Origin of the sequence: Paraburkholderia dioscoreae (assembly GCF_902459535.1) — a bacterium.
In the GTDB taxonomy this organism is placed as follows: domain Bacteria; phylum Pseudomonadota; class Gammaproteobacteria; order Burkholderiales; family Burkholderiaceae; genus Paraburkholderia; species Paraburkholderia dioscoreae.
Genome location: NZ_LR699553.1, coordinates 841,592 through 861,976, shown reverse-complemented (window position 1 = coordinate 861,976; position 20,385 = coordinate 841,592). Strand labels below are relative to the sequence as shown.

19 protein-coding genes are annotated in these 20,385 nt (G+C 63.0%); 15 read left to right on the top strand and 4 right to left on the bottom strand.

The window, feature by feature from the left end; all coding sequences use genetic code 11:
- The first annotated feature begins 23 nt into the window (after positions 1–23).
- The 11 genes from urtE to ureG all read left to right on the top strand — a co-directional run bounded on the left by urtE (position 24) and on the right by ureG (position 10,609).
- Positions 24–716 carry an urea ABC transporter ATP-binding subunit UrtE gene (gene urtE / locus PDMSB3_RS03890; protein WP_165184865.1) on the top strand — a complete coding sequence of 231 codons (693 nt, stop codon included), beginning with the start codon at positions 24–26 and terminating at the stop codon, positions 714–716.
- Between the two features lie 116 nt (positions 717–832).
- Positions 833–1,714, top strand: coding sequence for an urease accessory protein UreD (locus PDMSB3_RS03885; protein ID WP_165184862.1), 882 nt, complete (start codon positions 833–835; stop codon positions 1,712–1,714).
- 432 nt (positions 1,715–2,146) lie between these two features.
- Positions 2,147–3,835, top strand: a complete 1,689-nt coding sequence (locus PDMSB3_RS03880; protein ID WP_165184859.1) for a hypothetical protein — start codon at positions 2,147–2,149, stop codon at positions 3,833–3,835.
- A 53-nt stretch (positions 3,836–3,888) separates the two neighbouring features.
- Positions 3,889–4,977, top strand: coding sequence for an acyltransferase family protein (locus PDMSB3_RS03875; protein ID WP_165184856.1), 1,089 nt, complete (start codon positions 3,889–3,891; stop codon positions 4,975–4,977).
- A 247-nt stretch (positions 4,978–5,224) separates the two neighbouring features.
- Positions 5,225–6,028, top strand: coding sequence for a transporter substrate-binding domain-containing protein (locus tag PDMSB3_RS03870; RefSeq protein ID WP_165184854.1), 804 nt, complete (start codon positions 5,225–5,227; stop codon positions 6,026–6,028).
- 175 nt (positions 6,029–6,203) lie between these two features.
- Positions 6,204–6,506: an urease subunit gamma gene (gene ureA, locus PDMSB3_RS03865; protein ID WP_011487082.1), complete on the top strand. Its 303-nt coding sequence runs from the start codon at positions 6,204–6,206 to the stop codon at positions 6,504–6,506.
- Between the two features lie 38 nt (positions 6,507–6,544).
- Positions 6,545–6,850 (top strand): urease subunit beta, encoded by a 306-nt coding sequence (locus tag PDMSB3_RS03860; RefSeq protein WP_165184851.1) that lies wholly within the window; start codon positions 6,545–6,547, stop codon positions 6,848–6,850.
- Between the two features lie 58 nt (positions 6,851–6,908).
- Positions 6,909–8,615: an urease subunit alpha gene (gene ureC / locus PDMSB3_RS03855; RefSeq protein ID WP_165184848.1), complete on the top strand. Its 1,707-nt coding sequence runs from the start codon at positions 6,909–6,911 to the stop codon at positions 8,613–8,615.
- A gap of 2 nt (positions 8,616–8,617) precedes the next feature.
- A complete protein-coding gene (ureE, locus tag PDMSB3_RS03850) occupies positions 8,618–9,277 on the top strand; it encodes an urease accessory protein UreE (protein ID WP_165184845.1) in 660 nt (219 codons plus the stop codon).
- A complete protein-coding gene (locus tag PDMSB3_RS03845; protein ID WP_165187348.1) occupies positions 9,264–9,944 on the top strand; it encodes an urease accessory protein UreF in 681 nt (226 codons plus the stop codon). The genes ureE and PDMSB3_RS03845 overlap by 14 nt, the downstream gene beginning before the upstream one ends.
- An 11-nt stretch (positions 9,945–9,955) precedes the next feature.
- Positions 9,956–10,609: an urease accessory protein UreG gene (ureG, locus tag PDMSB3_RS03840; protein ID WP_165184842.1), complete on the top strand. Its 654-nt coding sequence runs from the start codon at positions 9,956–9,958 to the stop codon at positions 10,607–10,609.
- Positions 10,610–10,644: 35 nt separating this feature from the next.
- Here the strand turns inward: ureG and waaA are convergent, their stop codons facing one another.
- The 4 genes from waaA to PDMSB3_RS03820 form a co-directional block, all read right to left on the bottom strand.
- Positions 10,645–11,964: a lipid IV(A) 3-deoxy-D-manno-octulosonic acid transferase gene (gene waaA, locus PDMSB3_RS03835; protein ID WP_165184839.1), complete on the bottom strand. Its 1,320-nt coding sequence runs from the start codon at positions 11,962–11,964 to the stop codon at positions 10,645–10,647.
- A 67-nt stretch (positions 11,965–12,031) separates the two neighbouring features.
- Entirely contained in the window at positions 12,032–12,916 is an 885-nt protein-coding gene (locus PDMSB3_RS03830; protein ID WP_165184836.1) for a Kdo hydroxylase family protein, read from the bottom strand.
- Between the two features lie 49 nt (positions 12,917–12,965).
- Positions 12,966–13,967 (bottom strand): lipopolysaccharide heptosyltransferase I, encoded by a 1,002-nt coding sequence (gene waaC / locus PDMSB3_RS03825; protein ID WP_165184833.1) that lies wholly within the window; start codon positions 13,965–13,967, stop codon positions 12,966–12,968.
- Positions 13,968–14,211: 244 nt separating this feature from the next.
- Positions 14,212–15,606: a phosphomannomutase/phosphoglucomutase gene (locus PDMSB3_RS03820; RefSeq protein ID WP_165184830.1), complete on the bottom strand. Its 1,395-nt coding sequence runs from the start codon at positions 15,604–15,606 to the stop codon at positions 14,212–14,214.
- 301 nt (positions 15,607–15,907) lie between these two features.
- Here PDMSB3_RS03820 and PDMSB3_RS03815 point away from each other — a divergent pair, with 301 nt between their 5' ends.
- The 4 genes from PDMSB3_RS03815 to galE are packed head-to-tail and all read left to right on the top strand — an operon-like array spanning position 15,908 to position 20,221.
- A complete protein-coding gene (locus tag PDMSB3_RS03815) occupies positions 15,908–17,170 on the top strand; it encodes an oligosaccharide flippase family protein (RefSeq protein ID WP_165184827.1) in 1,263 nt (420 codons plus the stop codon).
- Positions 17,167–17,997 carry a glycosyltransferase gene (locus PDMSB3_RS03810; protein ID WP_165184824.1) on the top strand — a complete coding sequence of 277 codons (831 nt, stop codon included), beginning with the start codon at positions 17,167–17,169 and terminating at the stop codon, positions 17,995–17,997. The genes PDMSB3_RS03815 and PDMSB3_RS03810 overlap by 4 nt, the downstream gene beginning before the upstream one ends.
- A gap of 40 nt (positions 17,998–18,037) precedes the next feature.
- Complete coding sequence (locus PDMSB3_RS03805) at positions 18,038–19,186, top strand: glycosyltransferase family 4 protein (RefSeq protein WP_165184821.1); 1,149 nt, start codon at positions 18,038–18,040, stop codon at positions 19,184–19,186.
- A gap of 12 nt (positions 19,187–19,198) precedes the next feature.
- Positions 19,199–20,221 carry a UDP-glucose 4-epimerase GalE gene (gene galE / locus PDMSB3_RS03800; RefSeq protein ID WP_165184818.1) on the top strand — a complete coding sequence of 341 codons (1,023 nt, stop codon included), beginning with the start codon at positions 19,199–19,201 and terminating at the stop codon, positions 20,219–20,221.
- Positions 20,222–20,385 lie beyond the last annotated feature (164 nt).

Below are 20,385 nucleotides of genomic sequence, written 5' to 3'. Positions count from 1 at the left end.
GTGAAACGAAGGGTCGAACGGACATGCTAGAAGTAGAAAACCTGAACCAGTACTACGGCGGCAGCCACATTCTGCGCGATGTGAAGCTCACCGTGCCCGACGGCAAACTCACTGTCCTGCTCGGCCGCAACGGCGTGGGTAAAACCACGCTGCTGCGCTGCCTGATGGGCGTCGTGCAAACGAAGAGCGGCTCGATCGCCTGGCGCGGCACGCCGATCACCAAGCTGCCCACCTATACGCGCGTGGAAAAAGGCCTCGCTTATGTGCCGCAAGGCCGCGATATCTTTCCACGGCTGACCGTCGAAGAAAATCTGCTGGTGGGCGCCGCCAGCAAGAAAGCGCCGAAGAAGATCCCGGATCGTATCTACGAACTGTTCCCCGTGCTGAAGGATATGCGCAGCCGCCGTGGCGGCGATCTCTCCGGCGGGCAGCAGCAACAGCTTGCCATTGGGCGGGCGTTGATGAGCGATCCGCAACTGCTGATTCTCGACGAACCCACCGAGGGTATTCAGCCGTCGATCATTCAGGATATCGGCCGCACGCTGCGTCAACTGGTCGAGGAAATGGGCATGACGGTGCTGCTCGTCGAGCAGTACTACGACTTTGCCAAAGACATTGCGGACCGGTATTGGGTGATGAGCCGCGGCGAGATCATCGCGGGCGGAGAAGGCGCCAATATGGATGCGGACGGCGTGCGTACGCTGATCGCCGTGTGAGCGGTGTCAGGCACCGCGCGTGCTATTCTCGATGCATTCTGCGGCAGCGCGGTTGAGCGTTGTCTGATGTGCGCAGGCACGCTTTGCTCTTCTTCGTCCGGTCGCATTCCATTCGTATGTCGCTTCACGAAAATCACGCTACCCTCGCTACCGCGCAAGCCGGTGCGCATTCGCAATGGCGCGCGCGCCTCGAACTCGGCTTTGTCAGGGACGGCGTGCGGACTACGCTCAAGCATCGTTTGCATGATGGGCCGTTGCGAGTACAGCGGCCGCTGTATCCGGAAGGATATGGTGTTTGTCATGCGGTGATCGTGCATCCGCCTGGGGGGATCGCGGGCGGCGATCAGCTTGCTATCGACGTTGATGTTGACGCGGGCGCGCATGCTGTCATCACCACGCCCGGGGCCACCAAGTGGTACAAGTCCAATGGGCGGGCGGCACTGCAGCGTATCGATGTACGCGTCGGCGCGCAGGCGAAACTCGACTGGTTGCCGCAGAACAATATCGTTTTCGATCAGGCGAATGCGAAGCTGGATTTCTCGTTGACGCTCGGCGAAGGTGCGACTGCTTTAGGGTGGGATGCGACGCAGCTTGGGCGGCAGGCCGCCGGGGAGAGGTGGTCGCAGGGGAGCTTGCGCGCTGTGTCGCGGATCGTTGGCGCTAATGGTGAGTTGTTGTGGTTTGAGCGGGCCAGCCTCTCGGCGGATGACTCGCTGCGCGACGCGGCTCAGGGGCTTGCTGGGTTTCCTGCTTATGGGGTGCTTTGGGCAGTTGGGGCCGCTTGTGATGATGCACTTGCTGAAGCTTTGACTGCTCAATTGTCGTTTGATGAGTCGCTTCGGGGTGCGGCTTCTTGTGTTACTTCAGGGGTGCTGGTCGTGCGCGCTGTTTCACGGTCTATGGAGATGCTGCAGAAGGCTCTGACTCGGTGTTGGATTCAGTTGCGGCCTGTTGTGCATGGGGTTGAAGGTGTGCCTTTGAGGATTTGGGCTACTTGAGGTGTTTCGGTTGGTGGTTTTTTGGTTTTGTCCTTTGTTTTGGTTTTGGTTTTGGTTTTGGCCTTTCCTTGAGTTCTTTGTGGTCTATTAGCGTTGCCCCTGTGCGGGGCGGCACTCACTTTCTTTGCGGCCGCAAAGAAAGTAAGCAAAGAAAGCGGCTCACACCGCTAATTCTTAAGCGGGGCCCCCGCACAGCCACGGTAGTGGCACATCTGGAATCCGTGTTCTCGCACATTCAGCCCCAGTGACAAGGCAGTCATTCTTCCGGCGGCGCTGCGCGCGCCGTTGCGGTCTTTGTATTCGCGGCCGTATTCGATAATCCGCTCTTCGTCAGCGCCGTCAATCCCAACTCCTGCGTGCGAGGTCGCACATAAGGCAGGTGATAATTCCCCTTACAATCGTCCAGCGCAGATGAACGCTAAGGATCACTCAATGCGTTTCGTATACCTTGTCCTGCTAATAAGCGTTTGCTGCGCGTGTTCGCAGCATAATGATCGCATTACTTTTTCCTCAGAAGATCGCGGTGTCGAAAACGCAATTGACACCTGGAGAGATCAGTTTGATCCGCTGTGGCGATATCGCCGCACAACGTGCAGCGCCGGGGCTCTCGCACTCTCTGACGTGAAAGGTCTGGTTCAGCAGCTTCTGCATGTGTCGACAGCAACTGCCTGTGACCGTCTGACGGCGCTGCCGGAAACCTACAGCATGCAAATCGACGGCAACCAGGCGAGCGCGGTCGTGCAAAATGCCAATGGGCGACCTGGGCGCCAGATCCGTTTCATTCTCGCTTCTTCAGCCGGCGGCTGGGCAGTGCGGAAAGTATTAGCGGCAAGCACGCAGTCTACGACGACTATCTTCGACTCAACGCAGGCAAGTTCCAGCGATGGGCGCGTCGAGCCGGCCTATTCGGCATGGATTCCTCACGGTGCCGCACCCTGGGAGATCACGCACGTCATTACCTATGGTCAATCGCTTAGCCAGGGTTTTTTTAACAAGCCCGTTTTGTCTACCCATCAGCGTTATTCGTCGTTGCGCTTCAACGGCGGCGTGCGGGCTCAGGACGGTGGGCAAAGCGATGGCGTCGACGTGGCGTACAGACAGTTCGTACCGCTAATCGAGACTCAATGGGGTGACAAGGCCGAGACGCCAACCAGCGGGACGCTGAATATGGCCATGCAGTTGATCGAGCAGGAAAACCTGCAAAACCATACGAAGCTCCCCTATCAGTTCGTCGGATCGGCACCGGGAGAAGGCTCCATGGATATCGCGACGTTGTCGCAGCCCGGCCGCTATTACACACGGCTGCTGCGCGACATCGCTCAGGGAAAACGGCTCGCGGACGCCCAGGGCAAAACGTATGGCGTGGGCGCAATTACATGGACTCAAGGGGAAGCCGATGATTCCGTCAATACACCCATTCCGGCTTATATCACCAGGCTGAAAACGCTGCGGGCCGACGTCGATCGGGACGCAAAGGCGCTCACGGGACAGAAGCAGGACGTCGAGATGATCACGTATCAAGTGGCCACGAATCGCCATTTTGATCAGCAGTATCCGCATATCGCGCTTGCGCTCCTACAGGCGAGCCACGAAGATCCGCACATTCATCTGGCCGTGCCAATGTATCTCTTTCGCTACGTGGACGGTGGGCATACCGACAATCGCAGCACCGAATGGATGGGCGCCTACTACGGACTCGTGCTGAAGAGGATTCTGATCGACCAGGAGACGTGGAAGCCTCTCGAACCGCTGGCCTGGCAGCGCGCGGGCGCAACGGCCACGCTGCGCTTCAATGTCCCCGCCCCGCCTCTCAGATGGGATACAACGCAGGTTGCGGGCAACTCGGACTATGGTTTTTCACTGCGTCTGCCATCCGGCAACTTGCTGCCCATACAGTCGGTATCGATCACCGGCCCCGACGAGGTGAGAATTACCGCCCAATCGCCTATCCCTGCCGGTACGCATGTCGAATATGCATTCAATGGTGTTGGCGTTGCGGGCAGCCGTTATGGTCCGCGTGGCAATCTCCGGGATTCGCAAGGCGATGCGATCCGGTTTAACGATGGACGGGAATCGATGCGTCTCGACAACTGGTGCGTGATTTTCGACGTGCAGCTTTAGCACTTCGTGAAGAGCCGGCCACATCGCATGGAAACAGGAACCGGAACGAGGCAATGGTGAAAGAAGAGCGCATTAGAGGCGGTCAGGCGATTTCCATCATGGCGATCGTTTGCGCGGAGGCCATTCGCCGAGTCGTAGATGCCGGTTTTCTGCAAGACGGGCATGTGGCCCGTCTCATGAAGATTCTTCTGTACGCCGCCAGCACGCTTGGATATCCCACACTCTTCTTCCTGTTTGGCCTGAGTACGGTGGCGTGTTTGCAGCGCTCACGCACCCACTTGCTGAAATCGGCCGCCCTGACCGTTCTCTATCCATATCTGCTTTGGTCGATATTGCAGATAGGGGTGCAGTGGGTCGTGGCCGAATATAGAGGCCATTCCCTCCAACAGATCGAATTGACTCGTCTGGCATGGGCACCCGTTGGACAATTCTGGTTTCTCTACGCGCTTTTCATCTGCCAGATCGTTTCGTGCATTGCAGTGTGGCCACGGCCCACAACGTCCGCAAGTGCGTTGACCGTAGCAAATCGCTGCGTGATTTCCGCGCTGGTGGTTGCTGGCGCCATAGTCGCGACGCGCAGTCATTGGGGCGTCGTCACGATGACGTGCTGGGGCCTTGCCTTCTTTCTGTCCGGCATGCTGTTCGCCTCCCGATGGGACAGGCAGAGTGAGCGCGCGGCTCCTGGCTTTCGCGTCGCGTTGGCCACTGGAATCGCTTTTACAGCCGCCGCGACAATAGCGCAGCCTTTTGGCGACTATCTGAACATCTACTCGTTGCCCGTCAGTTTTCTGGGTATCGCAGCGGCCATTTCGATTGGGACGTGCCTGGCAACATGGCGAAGCTCGCGCTGGATCGTCTCGCTTTGCTCGTTGTGGAAGCCCGTCTACCTGCTGCATGTGCTGGCAATCGCCGCGACCTGGAGCGCGTTGCTGGCGTTCGGTATCAGTCGGCCGGTCGTCCACGTTGTGCTCGGTATTGCGGCCGGTTTGACAGTACCGATAGCGATCCATCTGATCACAAAGCGCGCGGGAATCGCCGCGTGGGCAGGCTTCGAGGAACCGACGGCAGTGCGCTGCGAAGACACAAAGGTTTCGGATCTCGCAGCTCGGACTCCCGGCAAGACCGTCAAATCGCGTGCATGACGTTGATCACTGAGGAGGGCCCGGCCAGTGTCAGGCGTACGCAGTAGCGGCTTTCACCGTCGTAAGACGAAGCGCGCACCAAGATGACGCATCGCGCCGCTTCAATTGCGTGCGCCCCATGTTCCAACGCCCGGCAGGCCCATGCTGCACCGTCATGGCACACACCTTGCATCGCCATTTCACACGATGCTGCCGCACCCTGACGGCAGCCGACCGGCTCTGCGCCACCTCCGCTCACAGAACAAACATGACACGATCCACTCTTCGCCCCGCGCGTCGCGCCTGGCTCGCCGCACTGCTGCTCTCGCCCGTCCTCGCCATCACCACGCCCGTCGCTCACGCGGACACACTCGATAACATTGCCAAGGCCGGTGTGCTGAAAGTCGCCGTGCCGGAAGACTATCCGCCGTTCGGTTCGGTCGGCGCGGACATGAAGCCGCAAGGCTACGACATCGATACCGCCGCGCTGCTCGCGAAGTCGATGAATGTGAAGCTCGAACTTGTGCCGGTCAATAGCGCCAACCGTATTCCGTATCTGCAAACGGGCAAGGTCGATCTGGTGATCTCGTCGCTCGGCAAGACCCCGGATCGCGAGAAGGTGATCGATTTTTCGACCGCTTATGCGCCGTACTATCAGGGCGTGTTCGGTCCCGCCGATATCAAGGTCAGCGGCCCCGCCGACCTGACCGGCAAGACGGTCGGCGCAACCCGCGGCGCACTCGAGGAAATCGGTCTCACGCAAATGGCGCCGAACGCGACCATCAAGCGCTTCGAGGACAACAACGCGACCATCGCGGCGTTTCTGTCGGGTCAGGTGCAGTTGATCGCCGCGGGCAATATCGTCGCGGCCGCGATCCTCGCGAAGAATCCGCCGCGCCGGCCAGAACCGAAGTTCGTCATCAAGAATTCGCCGTGCTTCGTCGGCATGAACAAGAACGAGCCGCGTCTGCAGCAGAAAGTGAACGCCGCCATCGCGCAAGCGAAGCAGGACGGCACGCTCAATACCCTGTCGAAGAAGTGGTTCGGCGCGCCGCTACCGGCGGATCTGTAAGCGTGCCGTTAGGCGAAGTTGATACCGTGACTGGCTTATCCGGCATTGCACTCGTCATGGACTCATCCCGTGCGTAGCACGCGATCGCGGCCATGACGCGCAGCGCCTATCATTGTCGCAGCCGGTCCCGCACGGGACCGCCGCAACGACCGTCGCAACCCTACGCACACATTCGATGAAGCTGACACCTCGCGAGAAGGACAAGCTGCTGATCTTCACCGCCGCGCTGCTTGCCGAACGGCGCCGCGCGCGCGGCCTCAAACTGAACTACCCGGAAGCGATCGCCTTCATCACCGCCGCGCTGATGGAAGCGGCCCGCGACGGCAAGACCGTCGCCGAGGTGATGCACTACGGCACCACGCTGCTCACCCGCGACGACGTCATGGAAGGCGTGCCGGAGATGATTCCCGATATCCAGGTCGAAGCCACCTTCCCCGACGGCACCAAGCTCGTTACGGTTCACCATCCGATTCCCTGATCACAGAAATCGCAGAAAACACCATAAGGCAGGCCCAGATGATTCCCGGCGAACTCCTCATCGACGACGGCGAACACGAGCTCAACGCAGGCCGCGCCACCGTGACGGTGGTCGTGTCGAACACCGGCGACCGGCCGGTGCAGATTGGCTCGCACTACCACTTCTACGAAGTGAACGACGCCCTCGCGTTCGATCGCGCCGCCGCGCGCGGCTTCCGGCTGAACATCGCGGCGGGCACCGCCGTGCGCTTCGAGCCCGGTCAGGAACGCACCGTCGAGCTGGTCGCACTGGCGGGCGAGCGCGTCGTCTACGGCTTCAACGGCAAGGTGATGGGCAAACTGTGAGGCGCCTCTCCGTCTCCGCACGCGCCCAGATCGCCCTGTTCATTTCCGGATCCACACCATGACCTTACGCATTGGCCGCCGCGCATACGCGGAAATGTTCGGCCCCACCACCGGCGACCGCGTGCGCCTCGCCGACACCGAATTGCTGATCGAAGTCGAGCGCGACTTCACCACCTACGGCGAAGAAGTGAAATTCGGCGGCGGCAAAGTGATTCGCGACGGTATGGGTCAGTCGCAACGCGTGCATGCCGACGTGGTCGATACCGTCGTGACGAATGCCGTGATCCTCGATCACTGGGGCATCGTCAAGGCCGATATCGGCATCAAGAACGGCCGTATCGCCGCAATCGGCAAAGCGGGCAATCCCGACATCCAGCCGAACGTGACGATCGCGATCGGCGCCTCCACCGAAGTGATCGCGGGCGAAGGCCTGATCGTCACGGCGGGCGGCATCGATACGCACATTCACTTCATCAGCCCACAGCAGATCGAAGAAGCGCTTGCGAGCGGCGTGACCACGATGCTCGGCGGTGGCACCGGTCCTGCCACGGGCACGAACGCGACCACCTGCACGCCCGGTCCGTGGCATCTCGAACGCATGCTGCAAGCGGCCGACGGCTATCCGATGAATCTCGGCTTTCTCGGCAAAGGCAACGTGAGCCAGCCGCAACCGGCGCTGGAGCAGATCGCCGCAGGCGCGATCGGCCTCAAGCTGCATGAGGACTGGGGCACGACACCGGCCGCGATCGACAACTGCCTTTCCGTTGCCGACGATACCGACACCCAGGTCGCGATCCACACGGACACGCTCAACGAAGCGGGTTTCGTCGAAACGACCGTGGCCGCGTTCAAGGGCCGCACGATCCACACGTATCACACGGAAGGCGCGGGCGGCGGCCACGCACCGGACATCATCAAGGTGTGCGGCGAGGCGAACGTGCTGCCCTCGTCGACCAATCCGACGCGCCCGTACACCGTCAACACGCTCGAAGAACATCTCGACATGCTGATGGTGTGCCACCACCTGGATCCGTCGATTGCGGAAGACATTGCGTTCGCCGAATCGCGCATTCGCCGCGAAACCATCGCCGCCGAAGACATCCTGCACGACCTCGGCGCGCTATCGATGCTGTCGTCGGATTCGCAGGCGATGGGACGTGTGGGCGAAGTGATCATCCGCACGTGGCAGACCGCGCACAAGATGAAGGTACAACGCGGCGCGCTGCCCGAAGACAACGCGCGGCACGACAACTTCCGTGCGAAGCGCTATGTCGCCAAGTACACGATCAATCCGGCGATCACGCACGGTATCGCGCATGAGGTCGGTTCGATCGAGCCGGGCAAGTGGGCCGATCTGGTGTTCTGGGAGCCGGCGTTCTTCGGCATCAAACCGTCGCTGATCCTGAAGGGCGGCATGATCGCGATGGCGCAGATGGGCGACCCCAACGCATCGATCCCCACACCGCAGCCGGTGCACTATCGCGAGATGTTCGCGACACGCGGCGGCGCATTGGGCCGCACGTCGCTCACCTTCGTCTCGCAGATGGCCGCCGATGCGGGCGTCGCCGAACGCTACGGCCTGAACAAGCGTATCGTGGCGGTCAGGAACTGCCGCAACATCTCGAAGGCAGACATGATCCACAACGCGTGGCGTCCGGCGATCAGCGTCGATCCGGAAACCTATCAGGTGATTGCCGACGGTCAGTTGCTGACCTGCGAACCGGCCACCGTGCTGCCGATGGCGCAACGCTACTTCCTGTTCTGACCATGCGCACCATCGACAAACTGATTGCACCGCATCTGAAGCTCGCGCCCGTGCTGGTAAAGCGCGCACCGACCTTGACGCTGGCGTTCGACGACCGGCGCAAGAGCCGGCTCGCGGCCACGCTCGACAGCGGCGAAGACGTCGCGCTGCTATTGCCGCGCGGCACCGTGCTGCGCGACGGCGACGTGCTGGTCGCGGACGACGGCGGACTCGTGCGGGTGGTCGCCGCGCCGGAAGCGGTGCTCTACGTGCGCGCGAAAGATGCGTTGACGTTGACTCGCGCCGCCTATCACCTCGGCAATCGCCACACGCCGGTGGAAGTCGGCGCCGATTATCTGAAGCTCGAATTCGATCCGGTGCTGGCCGATATGCTCAAGCGCATCGGCGCGACGGTCGATCAGGTCTCGATGCCGTTTCAACCGGAATCGGGCGCGTATGGCGGCGGGCATAAGCACGGTCACGACGAAACCTTCGCCGAAGACTATGCGTTAGCGCAGCAGGTGTTCGGCGAGCATCATGGGCATTCGCATGACCATGAGCATGAGCATGGACATAGTCACGCGGCGCAGGAGCATTCGCACGGGCATGACCACGACCACGGCGATCACGTCCACGACGAATCGTGCGGCCACGGGCATCACCACCATCATGCGCATCGCTGAACTGACGGCGCTGCTGCACCTTGCGTCGCCGGCGCTGCCGATCGGCGCATTCAGCTACTCGCAGGGTCTCGAAGCTGCGATCGAAGCGCAACTGATCACCGATGCCGATTCCGCCCGCGAGTGGATTGCCAGCGGCTTGACCGACGTGCTCGCGCACGGCGAACTGCCATTCCTCGCGCATCAGATGGAACGCTGGCGCACGCATGACGCGGAGGGCTTGCGCGTTGCCAACAGCGAATTCCTGGCAAGCCGTGAATCCGCGGAATTGCGCCGCGAAACCGAGCAGATGGGCTGGTCGTTGCGGCAATTGTGCGTATCGCTCGAATGGGGCGATGCCGACCGGCGCGCAACGCTCGCCTCGATAACGCCGCTCGCTCAACCCACCGCGTTTGCGTTCGCCGCCTACGCCCACGCCGCAGCCGTCGACGCCACCCTCGCCGCCTACGCCTTCAGCTGGGTGGAAAACCAGGCGGCCGCCGCGCTCAAGGCCGTGCCGCTGGGACAACTCGCCGGTCAACGCATCATCGTCGCGCTGCGCGAGCCGATCGACGCCGCGGTAACGCGGGCTCTCGCTACATCGCCGGAAAACATCAACACCTTCGCGCCGCAACTCGGCATTCTGTCGGCGCGCCACGAGTCGCAGTATTCGCGGCTCTTTCGCTCATAACACGATCCATCATGAACGCACCTCATCATCCCGCCCACTCAACCGTCCGCACGAAAAAGCTGCCGCCGCTGCGCGTGGGCGTCGGCGGCCCGGTCGGTTCGGGCAAGACCACGCTGCTCGAAATGCTGTGCAAGGCGATGCGCGAACAGTACGACCTCGTCGCCATTACCAACGACATCTATACGAAAGAAGACCAGCGGCTGCTGACGGTGGCGGGCGCGTTGCCGGCCGAACGGATCATGGGCGTCGAAACGGGCGGCTGTCCGCACACGGCGATCCGCGAGGACGCGTCGATCAACCTCGAAGCCGTCGACCGTATGCTCACGCGTTTTCCGGACGCGGATATCGTGTTCATCGAATCGGGCGGCGACAACCTCGCGGCGACATTCAGTCCGGAACTGTCGGACCTGACGATCTACGTGATCGACGTGGCGGGTGGCGAGAAGATTCCGCGCAAGGGCGGCCCCGGCATTACGAAGTCCGATCTGCTGGTGATCAACAAGACGGACCTGGCTCCAATGGTCGGTGCGAATCTCGACGTGATGGCGTCGGACGCGAAGAAGATGCGCGGCGAGCGGCCCTTCGTGATGTGCAATCTGAAGGCGCTCGACGGGTTGGACGTGGTGGTGAAGTTTATCGAGAAGAAGGGGTTGTTGAAGGTTTGAGGCCCGGGTGCAATGACGCCTTTTGCACCCCGCCCTCACTCCACCTCCGGCAACAACGCCATCAACACATCCACGGTTCGCGCGGTCGCGCCGCGGTGACGCGCGGCGAACGCCGAAGCCGCGCCGCTCATGGCCAGCCTTCTGGCCTTGTCGCCGAACAATTCGCGCAATGCCTGCGCCAGATCGGCCGGATCCTGCACCTGAACCGCGGCGCCCGCCGCCACGGCATCCGCGGTGGCCTGCGTGAAGTTGAACACGTGCGGTCCGATCAGCACCGGCACACCGACCGCGCACGCTTCGATCAGATTCTGCCCGCCCAACGGCAGCAAACTGCCGCCGATGAACGCCAGATCCGAAGCCGCATAGTAAGCGCCCAACTCGCCCATTGAATCGCCCAGCAGCACGTTCACGCCCCCAGGCAAAGCCGGCAAACCGCCACTCGCGGTCGCCGCCGCCGACGCCACCTTCGCGTCCGGCGCCCAGGCCGAACGCCGCTCGAGCCGCAGCCCGGCTTTCTCGACCAGCCCCGCGACTTCGTTGAAACGTTGCGGGTGACGCGGCACCAGAATCAGCAGCGCGTCGTCGATGCCGAGCGCCGCGAACGCCTGCAGCACCAGTTCCTCTTCGCCCTCGCGCGTGCTGGCCGCGACCCATACCGGACGCGTACCGATCGCCGCGCGCCACGCATGCCCGCGCGCGGCCAGTTCCGGCGACGTGGTCATGTCGAATTTCAGATTGCCGAGCACCGCCGCGTTGCGCGCGCCGAGCGCGGTCAGCCGCTCGGCATCCGACGGACTCTGCGCCAGCACGCGCGCAAAGCCGCCGAACACGTCTTTGGTCGCACTGCCGAACTTCGCCGCACGCTTATACGAGCGCGCCGACATCCGCGCATTGGTCAGCACCAGCGGCACGTCCGCGCGACGGCATTCGTCGATCAGCGTCGGCCACACTTCGGTTTCCATCACCAGACCGAGCGATGGCCGCCATGCCCGCAAAAACCGCCGCACCGCATGCGGCATGTCGTACGGCAGATAGCTGCGCAAAACACGGTCGCCGAAAATCTGCTCGCCGGTGGCGCGCCCGCTCGGCGTCATGTGGGTCAACAGAATGCGTGCGTCGGGACGCGCCTTCATCAACGCTTCGATCAGCGGTTGCGCGGCGCGCGTCTCCCCCACCGACACCGCGTGCACCCAGATCAGCGGCGCGTTGTCTTCGGGCAGCCGGCCGCGCGAGTATCCGAAACGCTCGCCGATATGCTCGCGATAGCCGCGCTCTTTGCGCGAGCGGATCATGAGGCGCAGGACGGCCAGCGGCGCGATGATCCACCAGAGCGCGTGATAGACGATCCTCAGCATCGGCACTCCGCGTGCCTGAACGGAGAAGCCGACGCGCCGAACGAAACCGCAAAACGGCCTGCGGCGCTCAAACCAGCGCCCTGCCCTTGAGGCGTTCGAGAATCCCGAGCGGCGCGCATTCGGGCTGCACCATCGCCTTGACCGGCAGGAAAAAGGTCTGCTCCAGCATGAACTGGCCGGACATCACCGCGTGCGAGGTCTGATCCGAGAAACACACCCAGACACTGCCGGGCGGAAACGGTATGGTCTCCTGCGGACTCGACTTCTGGTAGTCGAGGTCGGCCTTCATGCCGTCGTGCAGATGCAGCATCAGATGATCGTATTCGCTGCGCGGCGATTTGGTCACGTGCAGCAGGTTCAGCAGCCAGGCCGAGCCCGGCATTTGCGGCTTGATGCGCGGCAGGAAGCGTTTGGCCATGTCCTCGAACGGTTCGCCGACACGCCACACGCGCGGCGCGCCATGCGGATTGACGTTGGTGAATACGCGCAGAATGCGCTCGCCGTAGTTCGGGCGCGAAGGAAAGGCGTCCACGTGCAGGCGGCTATCGTCTTTGCGCCACGAGGTCTCGCGCGTTTCCACCTGATGCAGCCGCAGGCTGGTCGGCGCCACACGCAGCCGGCCGTTGTATTCGGGAAAAAGCCCGTCGACCAGCGTGCGCGCGTTGGCCTGATAACGCGCGATCAACGCGCGTACCGCGGTTTGCGTGACGGCGTCGCCGGCCACGCCGTGCAACGCGCCGCCATTCGGTTCGAGGCTGATGTTCTTGCGATTCGGATCGGCGAGCGCGGGGTCGAGCAGCGCCTGTTCGCCGCCTTCGATCGGGAAGCGCAGATTCGGGAAATACAGCACTTTGCCGCGTTCGACGCCGGCGAGCAGCGTCTCGCGCGGCACGGACAGGTTGCGCCCGTGCCAGTCGGCGTTCGCTACTTCGATGATCTGGGTTTCGTTCATGGTCGCCCTTGAAAACGGTTGGAGCGCAAGGCGAAGCGCCCCGGACGTGTCACAGCAGGCCGAAGCCCGCGAGTGCCGACTTCACCTGTTGCAGCGTGGGCGGCTGTCCGGCCGTGCCGAGATTGACGACGTTCGGCGACCAGTAGCCGCCGGTACGCCACGCGGTGGCGAAATTGTACAACTCGATGGTCGGGCGCTTCAGCGCCGCGGCGATGTGAACCAGACCTGTGTCAACTCCGACGGTCGCGGCCGCGCCTTCGATCAGCCCGACCACGGCCGGCAACGAGAGCTTCGGCGGCACGATGGCCGCCGCGCCGAATTCCTTGGCGAGCCGCTCGCTGGTGGCGCGTTCCGCCTCACTGCCCCACGGCAGCACGATCGACGCGCCGCGCCGCACCAATGACTGCCCCAACTCGATCCACGCGGTGTCCGGCCACTGCTTGTCGGCGCGCGAGGTGGCGTGCACGAACACCACATACGGCACCGGCAGGTTCAGATTCGCCTCGGACAAAGCCAGCGCGGCCCGCCCGGTGTCGATGCCGAAGTCGATGTGGTCGGTGGGTTGCGGCGGCGGGTCGTTCAGCGCCGCGGCCACCAGTTGGCGCGTGCGTTCCACCACGTGGGTGCGCGGCTCGATCGGCACGCGCTTGTCGTAAAAGAAGCGCACCGGCCATTCGAAGCCCGCGCCGTCGGTACGGTTCGCGAGGCCGACCAGCGGCCCGCGCGCCATGCTCGCGACCCATGCGGTCTTGATGAGCCCCTGGCAGTCGATCACGAGATCGTAGTTTTCGGCGGCGAGCGCGCGGCGGAATGCGCCGATCTCGCGCCAGTTGTCCAGCGACAGAATGCGCTTGCGCCAGCGCCGCAGGGACACGGGAATCGCCCGGCGCACGCCGCTCACGAGTTGCACCAGCCCCACGAAGCTCTCTTCGACGAGCCAGTCGATCTGAGCCTCGGGATGACGGCGTCGGATGTCGGCGATCACCGGCATGTTGTGAACGACGTCGCCCAACGACGACACCCTCACGATCAATATCTTTTGCACGCTCAAGAGTGGGAAAACCGGCTGTCCGGCCCGAAGATGCGTTGAGAGAGCCCCGAACCTGTCGTTTCACGCCAGGCCCCCGGGCAAGGGACGAGAAAAACCTGGGGCGGCCCGGCGTTTTCTCAGGGGGACGGCAATTCTAGCGCGTTGCATGTGAATCGCATGAAAAAACGCGGCGCGGTAAAAGAAACCCGCGCCGCGTTCGACGGCGGACCGCGGTTCAAACCGAACCGCGCCGCCGCTTCAGCGTTCAGAACGGCAGCTTCGCGTCAGCCTTCTCCGCGAGGATCACGCGGCGGAAGTCTTCCTGGATGCGCTTGAGCGCCGCGTCGTTATCGGCTTCGAAACGCATCACGACCACCGGCGTGGTGTTCGACGAACGCGCGAGACCGAAGCCGTCCGGATATTCGACACGCAGGCCGTCGATCTTCACGACGTCGTCCGCGCCGGTGAACTTTGCGTTCTGCTGCAGGCGCGCGATCAGTTCGAAGTTCTCGCCTTCTTCGAGCTTCAGTTGCAGTTCAGGCGTGGAGTTCGAGTTCGGCAGCGAGTTCAGCAGCTTGCTCGGATCCGCCACGCGCGTAAGGATTTCGAGCAGACGCGCGCCCGTGTACAGGCCGTCGTCGAAACCGTACCAGCGGTCCTTGAAGAACACGTGGCCGCTCATTTCGCCGGCGAGCGGTGCGCCGGTTTCGCGCAGCTTGGCCTTGACGAGCGAGTGGCCGGTCTTCCACATGAGCGGCTCGCCGCCCTTGTCCTTCACCCACTTGGCGAGATTGCGCGTGCACTTCACGTCGTAAATGATCTGCGCGCCCTTGTTGCGCGACAGCACTTCTTCCGCGAACAGCATGAGCTGGCGGTCCGGATAGATGATCTGGCCGTCTTTGGTGACTACGCCCAGGCGGTCGCCGTCGCCGTCGAAAGCGAAGCCGATTTCGGCGTCCGTTTCCTTCAGCGCGCGGATCACGTCCTGCAGGTTTTCCGGATGAGCCGGGTCCGGGTGATGGTTCGGAAAGTTGCCGTCGATCTCGGTGAACAGTTCGACCAGTTCACAGCCGAGCTTTTTGAACAGCTTGGGGGCGAGGCCGCCGGCCACGCCGTTGCCGGTGTCGACCACGATCTTGATGGGGCGCGCGAGCTTGATGTCGCTCGCGATGCGATCGAGATAGGCGTCGGCAATGTCGTACTCGGTGTACGTGCCGCTGCCTTCAGAGAAGTTCTCGTCGACGATGCGCTGATGCAGCGCGAGAATCTGCTCGCCGTAAATGGCCGCGCCGCGCAGGACCATCTTGAAGCCGTTGTAGTCCGGCGGATTATGACTACCCGTCACGACGATGCACGAATCGACGCGGCGCTCGCCGCCTTCGAGCTTCAATGGCACGCTGGCCGCGAAATAGCCGACCGGGGTGGGCACCATGCCCACGTTGACCACGTCGACACCGGCCGCGCGCAGACCGTCCGACAGTGCCTGGATCAGCTCGGGACCGGAGAGGCGGCCGTCGCGTGCGACCACCACGGCGTCGCCGCCTTGCGCTCGCACCTCGCTGCCGAACGCGCGGCCGATTGAACGCGCTGCGTCGGCGTCGAGCGTCTTGCCGATTACACCGCGAATGTCATATGCCTTGAAAATAGACTTGGAGATCATGTTGGCTCACTTGCGTGCAATGGAAATTTTTGACCGGCGCACCGATGATGAATCGGTAAAACCCAGCGATGCGCCCTTGCCGGAAGCGATCCGGTTCCAACTTATAATTGCGCTTTTCGGACCAGCCTTATAACGCCATTCTAATGCTTAGACGCCCTCCAATTGTAAAGTTGCCGATACACTCGGCTGGGTGGGCAAACGTGCGCACTGCGCCGCTCGGGGCGTTCGGGTCGCGCGTGCTATCGGCGCTATCGGCGCCGTCGGCACAAGCGGCACGAGCGGACCGCCGGGCATCCACCGGATGCTGACGCTCAAGCGCTTCGCCAATCCGGACGTCACGCGCGCCTTCACGAATATCGTGTGGCTCGGGCTGGAGCGGCTCACGCAGATCGGCGTGGCGATCGCGATCAGCGGCATGCTGGCGCGCTACTTCGGGCCGGACGTCTTCGGCAAATGGCAATACGCCAACACGCTGCTGCTGGTGCTCTCGCCCATCACCTGGGTATGCGGCGCGGAGATCCTCGTGCCCACCATCGTCAACCGGCCGCCGGCGCAACTCGGCACCGTGCTCGGCAGCGCCTTCGCGCTGCGCATTTCGGTGTCGGTCGCGGCCCTGCTGCTCACATGGCTCGGCATCGCCCTGCACTTCTTCGAGCCGCTGGTCGGCGCCATGCTCGCCGGCCTCGCCGTGACCATGCTGTTTCGCGAGCCGTTCGTCGGCGTGATCAACGCGTGGCTGCAAAGCCTGACCTACAGCAAGCCGCAGTTGCTGACCAGCATGAGCACCGCGGTGCTGAAAGCCGCCCTGGTCTATCTGCTCGTGCGCGCGGCGGCCACGCCCGCGCGTTTCGGCTGGCTGTGGGCGCTCGAATCGGCGGCGATTGGCGCCGTGCTGGTGATCTACTACATCGGCCGGCATGGCGGCAAGCTCGACTGGCATCTCGACCGGGCGCTCTTCAGGCATTTCGCGAGCGCGGGCACCGTGTTCTGGCTCGGCCTGATCTGTATGTACCTGTTCCTGAAACTGGACCGGCTCATGCTCGAACGGGCCATTTCGTTCGCCGACCTCGGGCGCTATTCCGCCGCCCAGCAGTTGAACGAAAACTGGATCACGCTCGCGCTGATGCTCGCGCAGACCATCGCGCCCGCCTTCGTCTACCGTGTGCAGGACGCCGCCCAGCTACGCCGCAACATGTGGCGGCTCACCGCCATGACCGCGGCGCTGATGGTGGGCGGCGCGATCATCCTGGATCTGCTGGCCGGCCTGATCATCCGCCGCGTGTTCGGGCCGCAGTTCGAAGGCGCGATCGAGATTTTCCGCTGGGCCGTGTGGCTCTCCGTGCCCGCCGGCATCGAGGCGATCGGCAATCTGATCGTGCTGAAATATCAGGCCAGGTTCGTGTTGCTCTCGAAGTGGCTGCTCGCGCTGGCCGTCGCATTCGTGGTCAATCTGCTGGCGATTCCGCGGCTCGGCGCTTACGGCGCGCTGGTGGGCCTCGCGGCCGGCTATCTGACAGCGGCGTCGGTTAATCTTTATTACATCCGTTTCAAATTGCGCCCATGACGAACTCACCCGCCACCGCGCACATGACCCTCGACGACGTCGCGGTGCTGATACCCGCCTACAACGGCCAGGCCGACGTCGACCTCACGCTCGCGTCGTTCAGCGAAAGCGCGCCGGTGCACGTGCTGATCGTCGACGACGGCAGCACGCCGCCAATCGTCGCGCCGGCCATCGCCAACATGAAGATCGAAGTGCTGCGCATGGCGCAGAATGGCGGTATTGAACGCGCGTTACAAACCGGCATCGACGCCCTTGCGCAGCGCGGCTTCCGCTATGCGGCGCGCATCGACGCGGGCGACCGCAGCGTGCCGCAGCGGCTCGCCAAACAACGCCTCTTCATGGAATTGCATCCGCGCGTGGCGGGCCTCGGCATGTGGACGCAGGTCGTCACCCGCGAAGGCAAGCCGCTTTTCATGCTGACGCCGCCCGCCGAACCGGATGCGATCCGCCGCTTGCGCTTTTTTCGCTCATGCCTCGCGCATCCTTCGATGATGCTGCGCATCGACGCCGTGCGCGCGGTCGGCAACTACCGCGCCGAGTACCGCTCCGCCGAGGATCTCGATCTGTTCGTGCGGCTGATGCAACGCTACGACTGCGCGAACCTGCCGGAGCTCGGGCTCTACTACGAACTGAACGAAGGCGGCATCAGCGCCACTAAACGGCGCCGCCAGGTGAGCTCGACGCTGCGGCTGCAACTGCGCTACTTCAACGTCGTCAATCCGTACGACTGGTTAGGCCTCGCCAAAAATCTGCTGCATCTGGTGACGCCTTACCGCGCGCTGCAACGGATCAAGCGCAGCCTGCTCACGCCGCGCGCGAGCCGCTAAATCATTCACCACCCCCATTCACCGCCGAGTTCGTTCCCGCATGAAGCCTGCCCTGAAGTCGACGCCCGCGTTGCGCATTACACTCGTCTGTAACACCGCCTGGGCAATCTATACCTACCGGCAAGGGCTGATCCGCATGCTGGTCGGACGCGGCGTCGACGTGACGGTGCTTGCGCCGCGCGACCGCACGTTCGAACTGCTCGCCGCGATGGGCTGCCGCTGCATCGAATTGCCGGTCGCCTCCAAAGGCACCAATCCGCGCGACGACCTGCGCACGCTGTATGCGCTCTACCGGCAATACCGGACGATTCGCCCGCACGTGGTATTCCATTACACGATCAAGCCGAATATCTATGGATCGATCGCCGCCAGGCTGGCGGGCGTGCAATCGGTTGCGGTCACAACCGGATTGGGCTACGTGTTCATCCAGCAGAGCCGCGCCGCTCAGGTGGCCAAAAAACTGTATCGTTTCGCCTTCCGTTTCCCGCGCGAAATATGGTTTTTGAATCGCGACGATCAGGCCGCGTTTGTCGAACAGAATTTGTTGGTGCATCCTGAGCGCGCGAGGTTGCTGCATGGCGAAGGCGTGGACCTCGACCAGTTCGCCTTCACCCCGTTGCCCGAGCGGGACGATTACCGCTTCGTGCTGATCGGGCGGCTGCTGTGGGACAAGGGCGTGGGCGAATATGTCGAAGCCGCGCGGCGTTTGCGCGAACGTTATCCGCATGCGCGGTTCCAGTTGCTCGGCCCGGTGGGTGTCGACAATCCCAGTGCGATTACGCGCGAAGAAGTGGCGGCGTGGGAGCAGGAAGGCATCATCGAGTATCTTGGGGAGGCGCATGACGTGCGGCCTTTCATCGCCGAAGCGGATTGCGTGGTGTTGCCGTCGTATCGCGAAGGCGTGCCGCGCACGCTGATGGAAGCCTCGGCAATGGGCCGGCCGATCGTCACGACCGACGTGCCGGGCTGCCGCGAGGTGGTGGCGGACGGCGTCAACGGCTTGCTGTGCGAGGTGCGCAATGCAGAAAGCCTCGCGGCCACGCTGGCGCGCATGCTCGACATGAGCGGCGCTGAGCGGCGGGCCATGGCTGAACGCGGCCGGAAGAAAGTCGCGGAGGAATTCGACGAGCGCGTGGTCGTCGAAACGTATAAGGACCTGGTGCAGAAAATGACGGGCGTTTTACTTTAACGGAGCAACAGCATGACCACGAAGGGCACGATTCTGGTAACGGGCGGCGCGGGCTTTATCGGCTCGCACACCTGTGTCGAACTGCTGAACGGCGGTTACGACGTCGTGGTAATCGACAATCTCGTGAACAGCAACCGCGAGTCGCTGCGGCGCGTGGAAAAAATCACCGGCAAGGCGGTGACTTTCTACGAAGCCGACGCGCGCGACGAAGCGGCGCTCAACCGTATTTTCGACGCCCACCCGATCACGGGCGCGATTCACTTTGCCGCGCTGAAGGCGGTGGGCGAGTCGGTGGCCAAGCCGATCGAGTATTACAGCAACAACGTCGGCAGCCTGCTGAGCTTGCTCGGCGTGATGCGCGACCGGAACGTCAAGCAGGTCGTGTTCAGTTCGTCGGCGACCGTCTATGGCGTGCCGAAGAGTTCGCCGATCGACGAGTCGTTCCCGCTGTCGGCCACCAATCCGTACGGCCAGTCGAAGCTGATCGCCGAGCAGGTGCTGCGCGATCTGGAAGTGGCCGATCCGTCGTGGCGCATTGCCACGCTGCGCTACTTCAATCCGGTCGGCGCGCATGAGAGCGGTCTGATCGGCGAAGATCCCGCCGGCATTCCCAACAACCTGATGCCGTATGTCGCGCAGGTCGCGGTCGGCAAGCTCGAAAAGCTGCGCGTGTTCGGCGGCGACTACGACACGCCCGACGGCACCGGCGTGCGCGACTATATCCACGTCGTCGATCTGGCGCGCGGGCATCTGGCCGCACTCGACGCGCTGGTCACGCGCGACGCCAGTTTCGTGGTGAACCTCGGCACGGGCCAGGGCTACAGCGTGATCGACGTGGTCAAGGCCTTCGAGAAAGCCGCCGGACGGCCGGTGCCGTATGAAATCGTGGCACGCCGCCCCGGTGACGTCGCCTCGTGTTTCGCCGACCCGGCCGCGGCCGAGAAGATCATCGGCTGGCGCGCGCAGTTCGGTATCGAACGGATGTGCGCGGATCACTGGCGCTGGCAGTCCACCAATCCGCAAGGATTCGCGTGAGTTGAATCAAAGTCGACGGCGGCGCGAAGGCGTCGCCGGGCAGGGGCGCCGCCGCCGTCGATTGAGGGATTGCACCAAGCGGGTAATTCCGAATATTACTAACACTTTACGATTTCTATACTGGCTCACCGATTGACGGTCAGGCTTCCTAAGAACGTTCGAAT

Bases quoted from the DNA above. Each gene is read 5' to 3' on its own strand.
- urtE (WP_165184865.1), top strand. From the start codon at position 24: ATGCTAGAAGTAGAAAACCTGAACCAGTACTACGGCGGCAGCCACATT.
- PDMSB3_RS03885 (WP_165184862.1), top strand. From the start codon at position 833: ATGTCGCTTCACGAAAATCACGCTACCCTCGCTACCGCGCAAGCCGGT.
- PDMSB3_RS03880 (WP_165184859.1), top strand. From the start codon at position 2,147: ATGCGTTTCGTATACCTTGTCCTGCTAATAAGCGTTTGCTGCGCGTGT.
- PDMSB3_RS03875 (WP_165184856.1), top strand. From the start codon at position 3,889: ATGGTGAAAGAAGAGCGCATTAGAGGCGGTCAGGCGATTTCCATCATG.
- PDMSB3_RS03870 (WP_165184854.1), top strand. From the start codon at position 5,225: ATGACACGATCCACTCTTCGCCCCGCGCGTCGCGCCTGGCTCGCCGCA.
- ureA (WP_011487082.1), top strand. From the start codon at position 6,204: ATGAAGCTGACACCTCGCGAGAAGGACAAGCTGCTGATCTTCACCGCC.
- PDMSB3_RS03860 (WP_165184851.1), top strand. From the start codon at position 6,545: ATGATTCCCGGCGAACTCCTCATCGACGACGGCGAACACGAGCTCAAC.
- ureC (WP_165184848.1), top strand. From the start codon at position 6,909: ATGACCTTACGCATTGGCCGCCGCGCATACGCGGAAATGTTCGGCCCC.
- ureE (WP_165184845.1), top strand. From the start codon at position 8,618: ATGCGCACCATCGACAAACTGATTGCACCGCATCTGAAGCTCGCGCCC.
- PDMSB3_RS03845 (WP_165187348.1), top strand. From the start codon at position 9,264: ATGCGCATCGCTGAACTGACGGCGCTGCTGCACCTTGCGTCGCCGGCG.
- ureG (WP_165184842.1), top strand. From the start codon at position 9,956: ATGAACGCACCTCATCATCCCGCCCACTCAACCGTCCGCACGAAAAAG.
- waaA (WP_165184839.1), bottom strand. From the start codon at position 11,964: ATGCTGAGGATCGTCTATCACGCGCTCTGGTGGATCATCGCGCCGCTG.
- PDMSB3_RS03830 (WP_165184836.1), bottom strand. From the start codon at position 12,916: ATGAACGAAACCCAGATCATCGAAGTAGCGAACGCCGACTGGCACGGG.
- PDMSB3_RS03820 (WP_165184830.1), bottom strand. From the start codon at position 15,606: ATGATCTCCAAGTCTATTTTCAAGGCATATGACATTCGCGGTGTAATC.
- PDMSB3_RS03815 (WP_165184827.1), top strand. From the start codon at position 15,908: ATGCTGACGCTCAAGCGCTTCGCCAATCCGGACGTCACGCGCGCCTTC.
- PDMSB3_RS03810 (WP_165184824.1), top strand. From the start codon at position 17,167: ATGACGAACTCACCCGCCACCGCGCACATGACCCTCGACGACGTCGCG.
- PDMSB3_RS03805 (WP_165184821.1), top strand. From the start codon at position 18,038: ATGAAGCCTGCCCTGAAGTCGACGCCCGCGTTGCGCATTACACTCGTC.
- galE (WP_165184818.1), top strand. From the start codon at position 19,199: ATGACCACGAAGGGCACGATTCTGGTAACGGGCGGCGCGGGCTTTATC.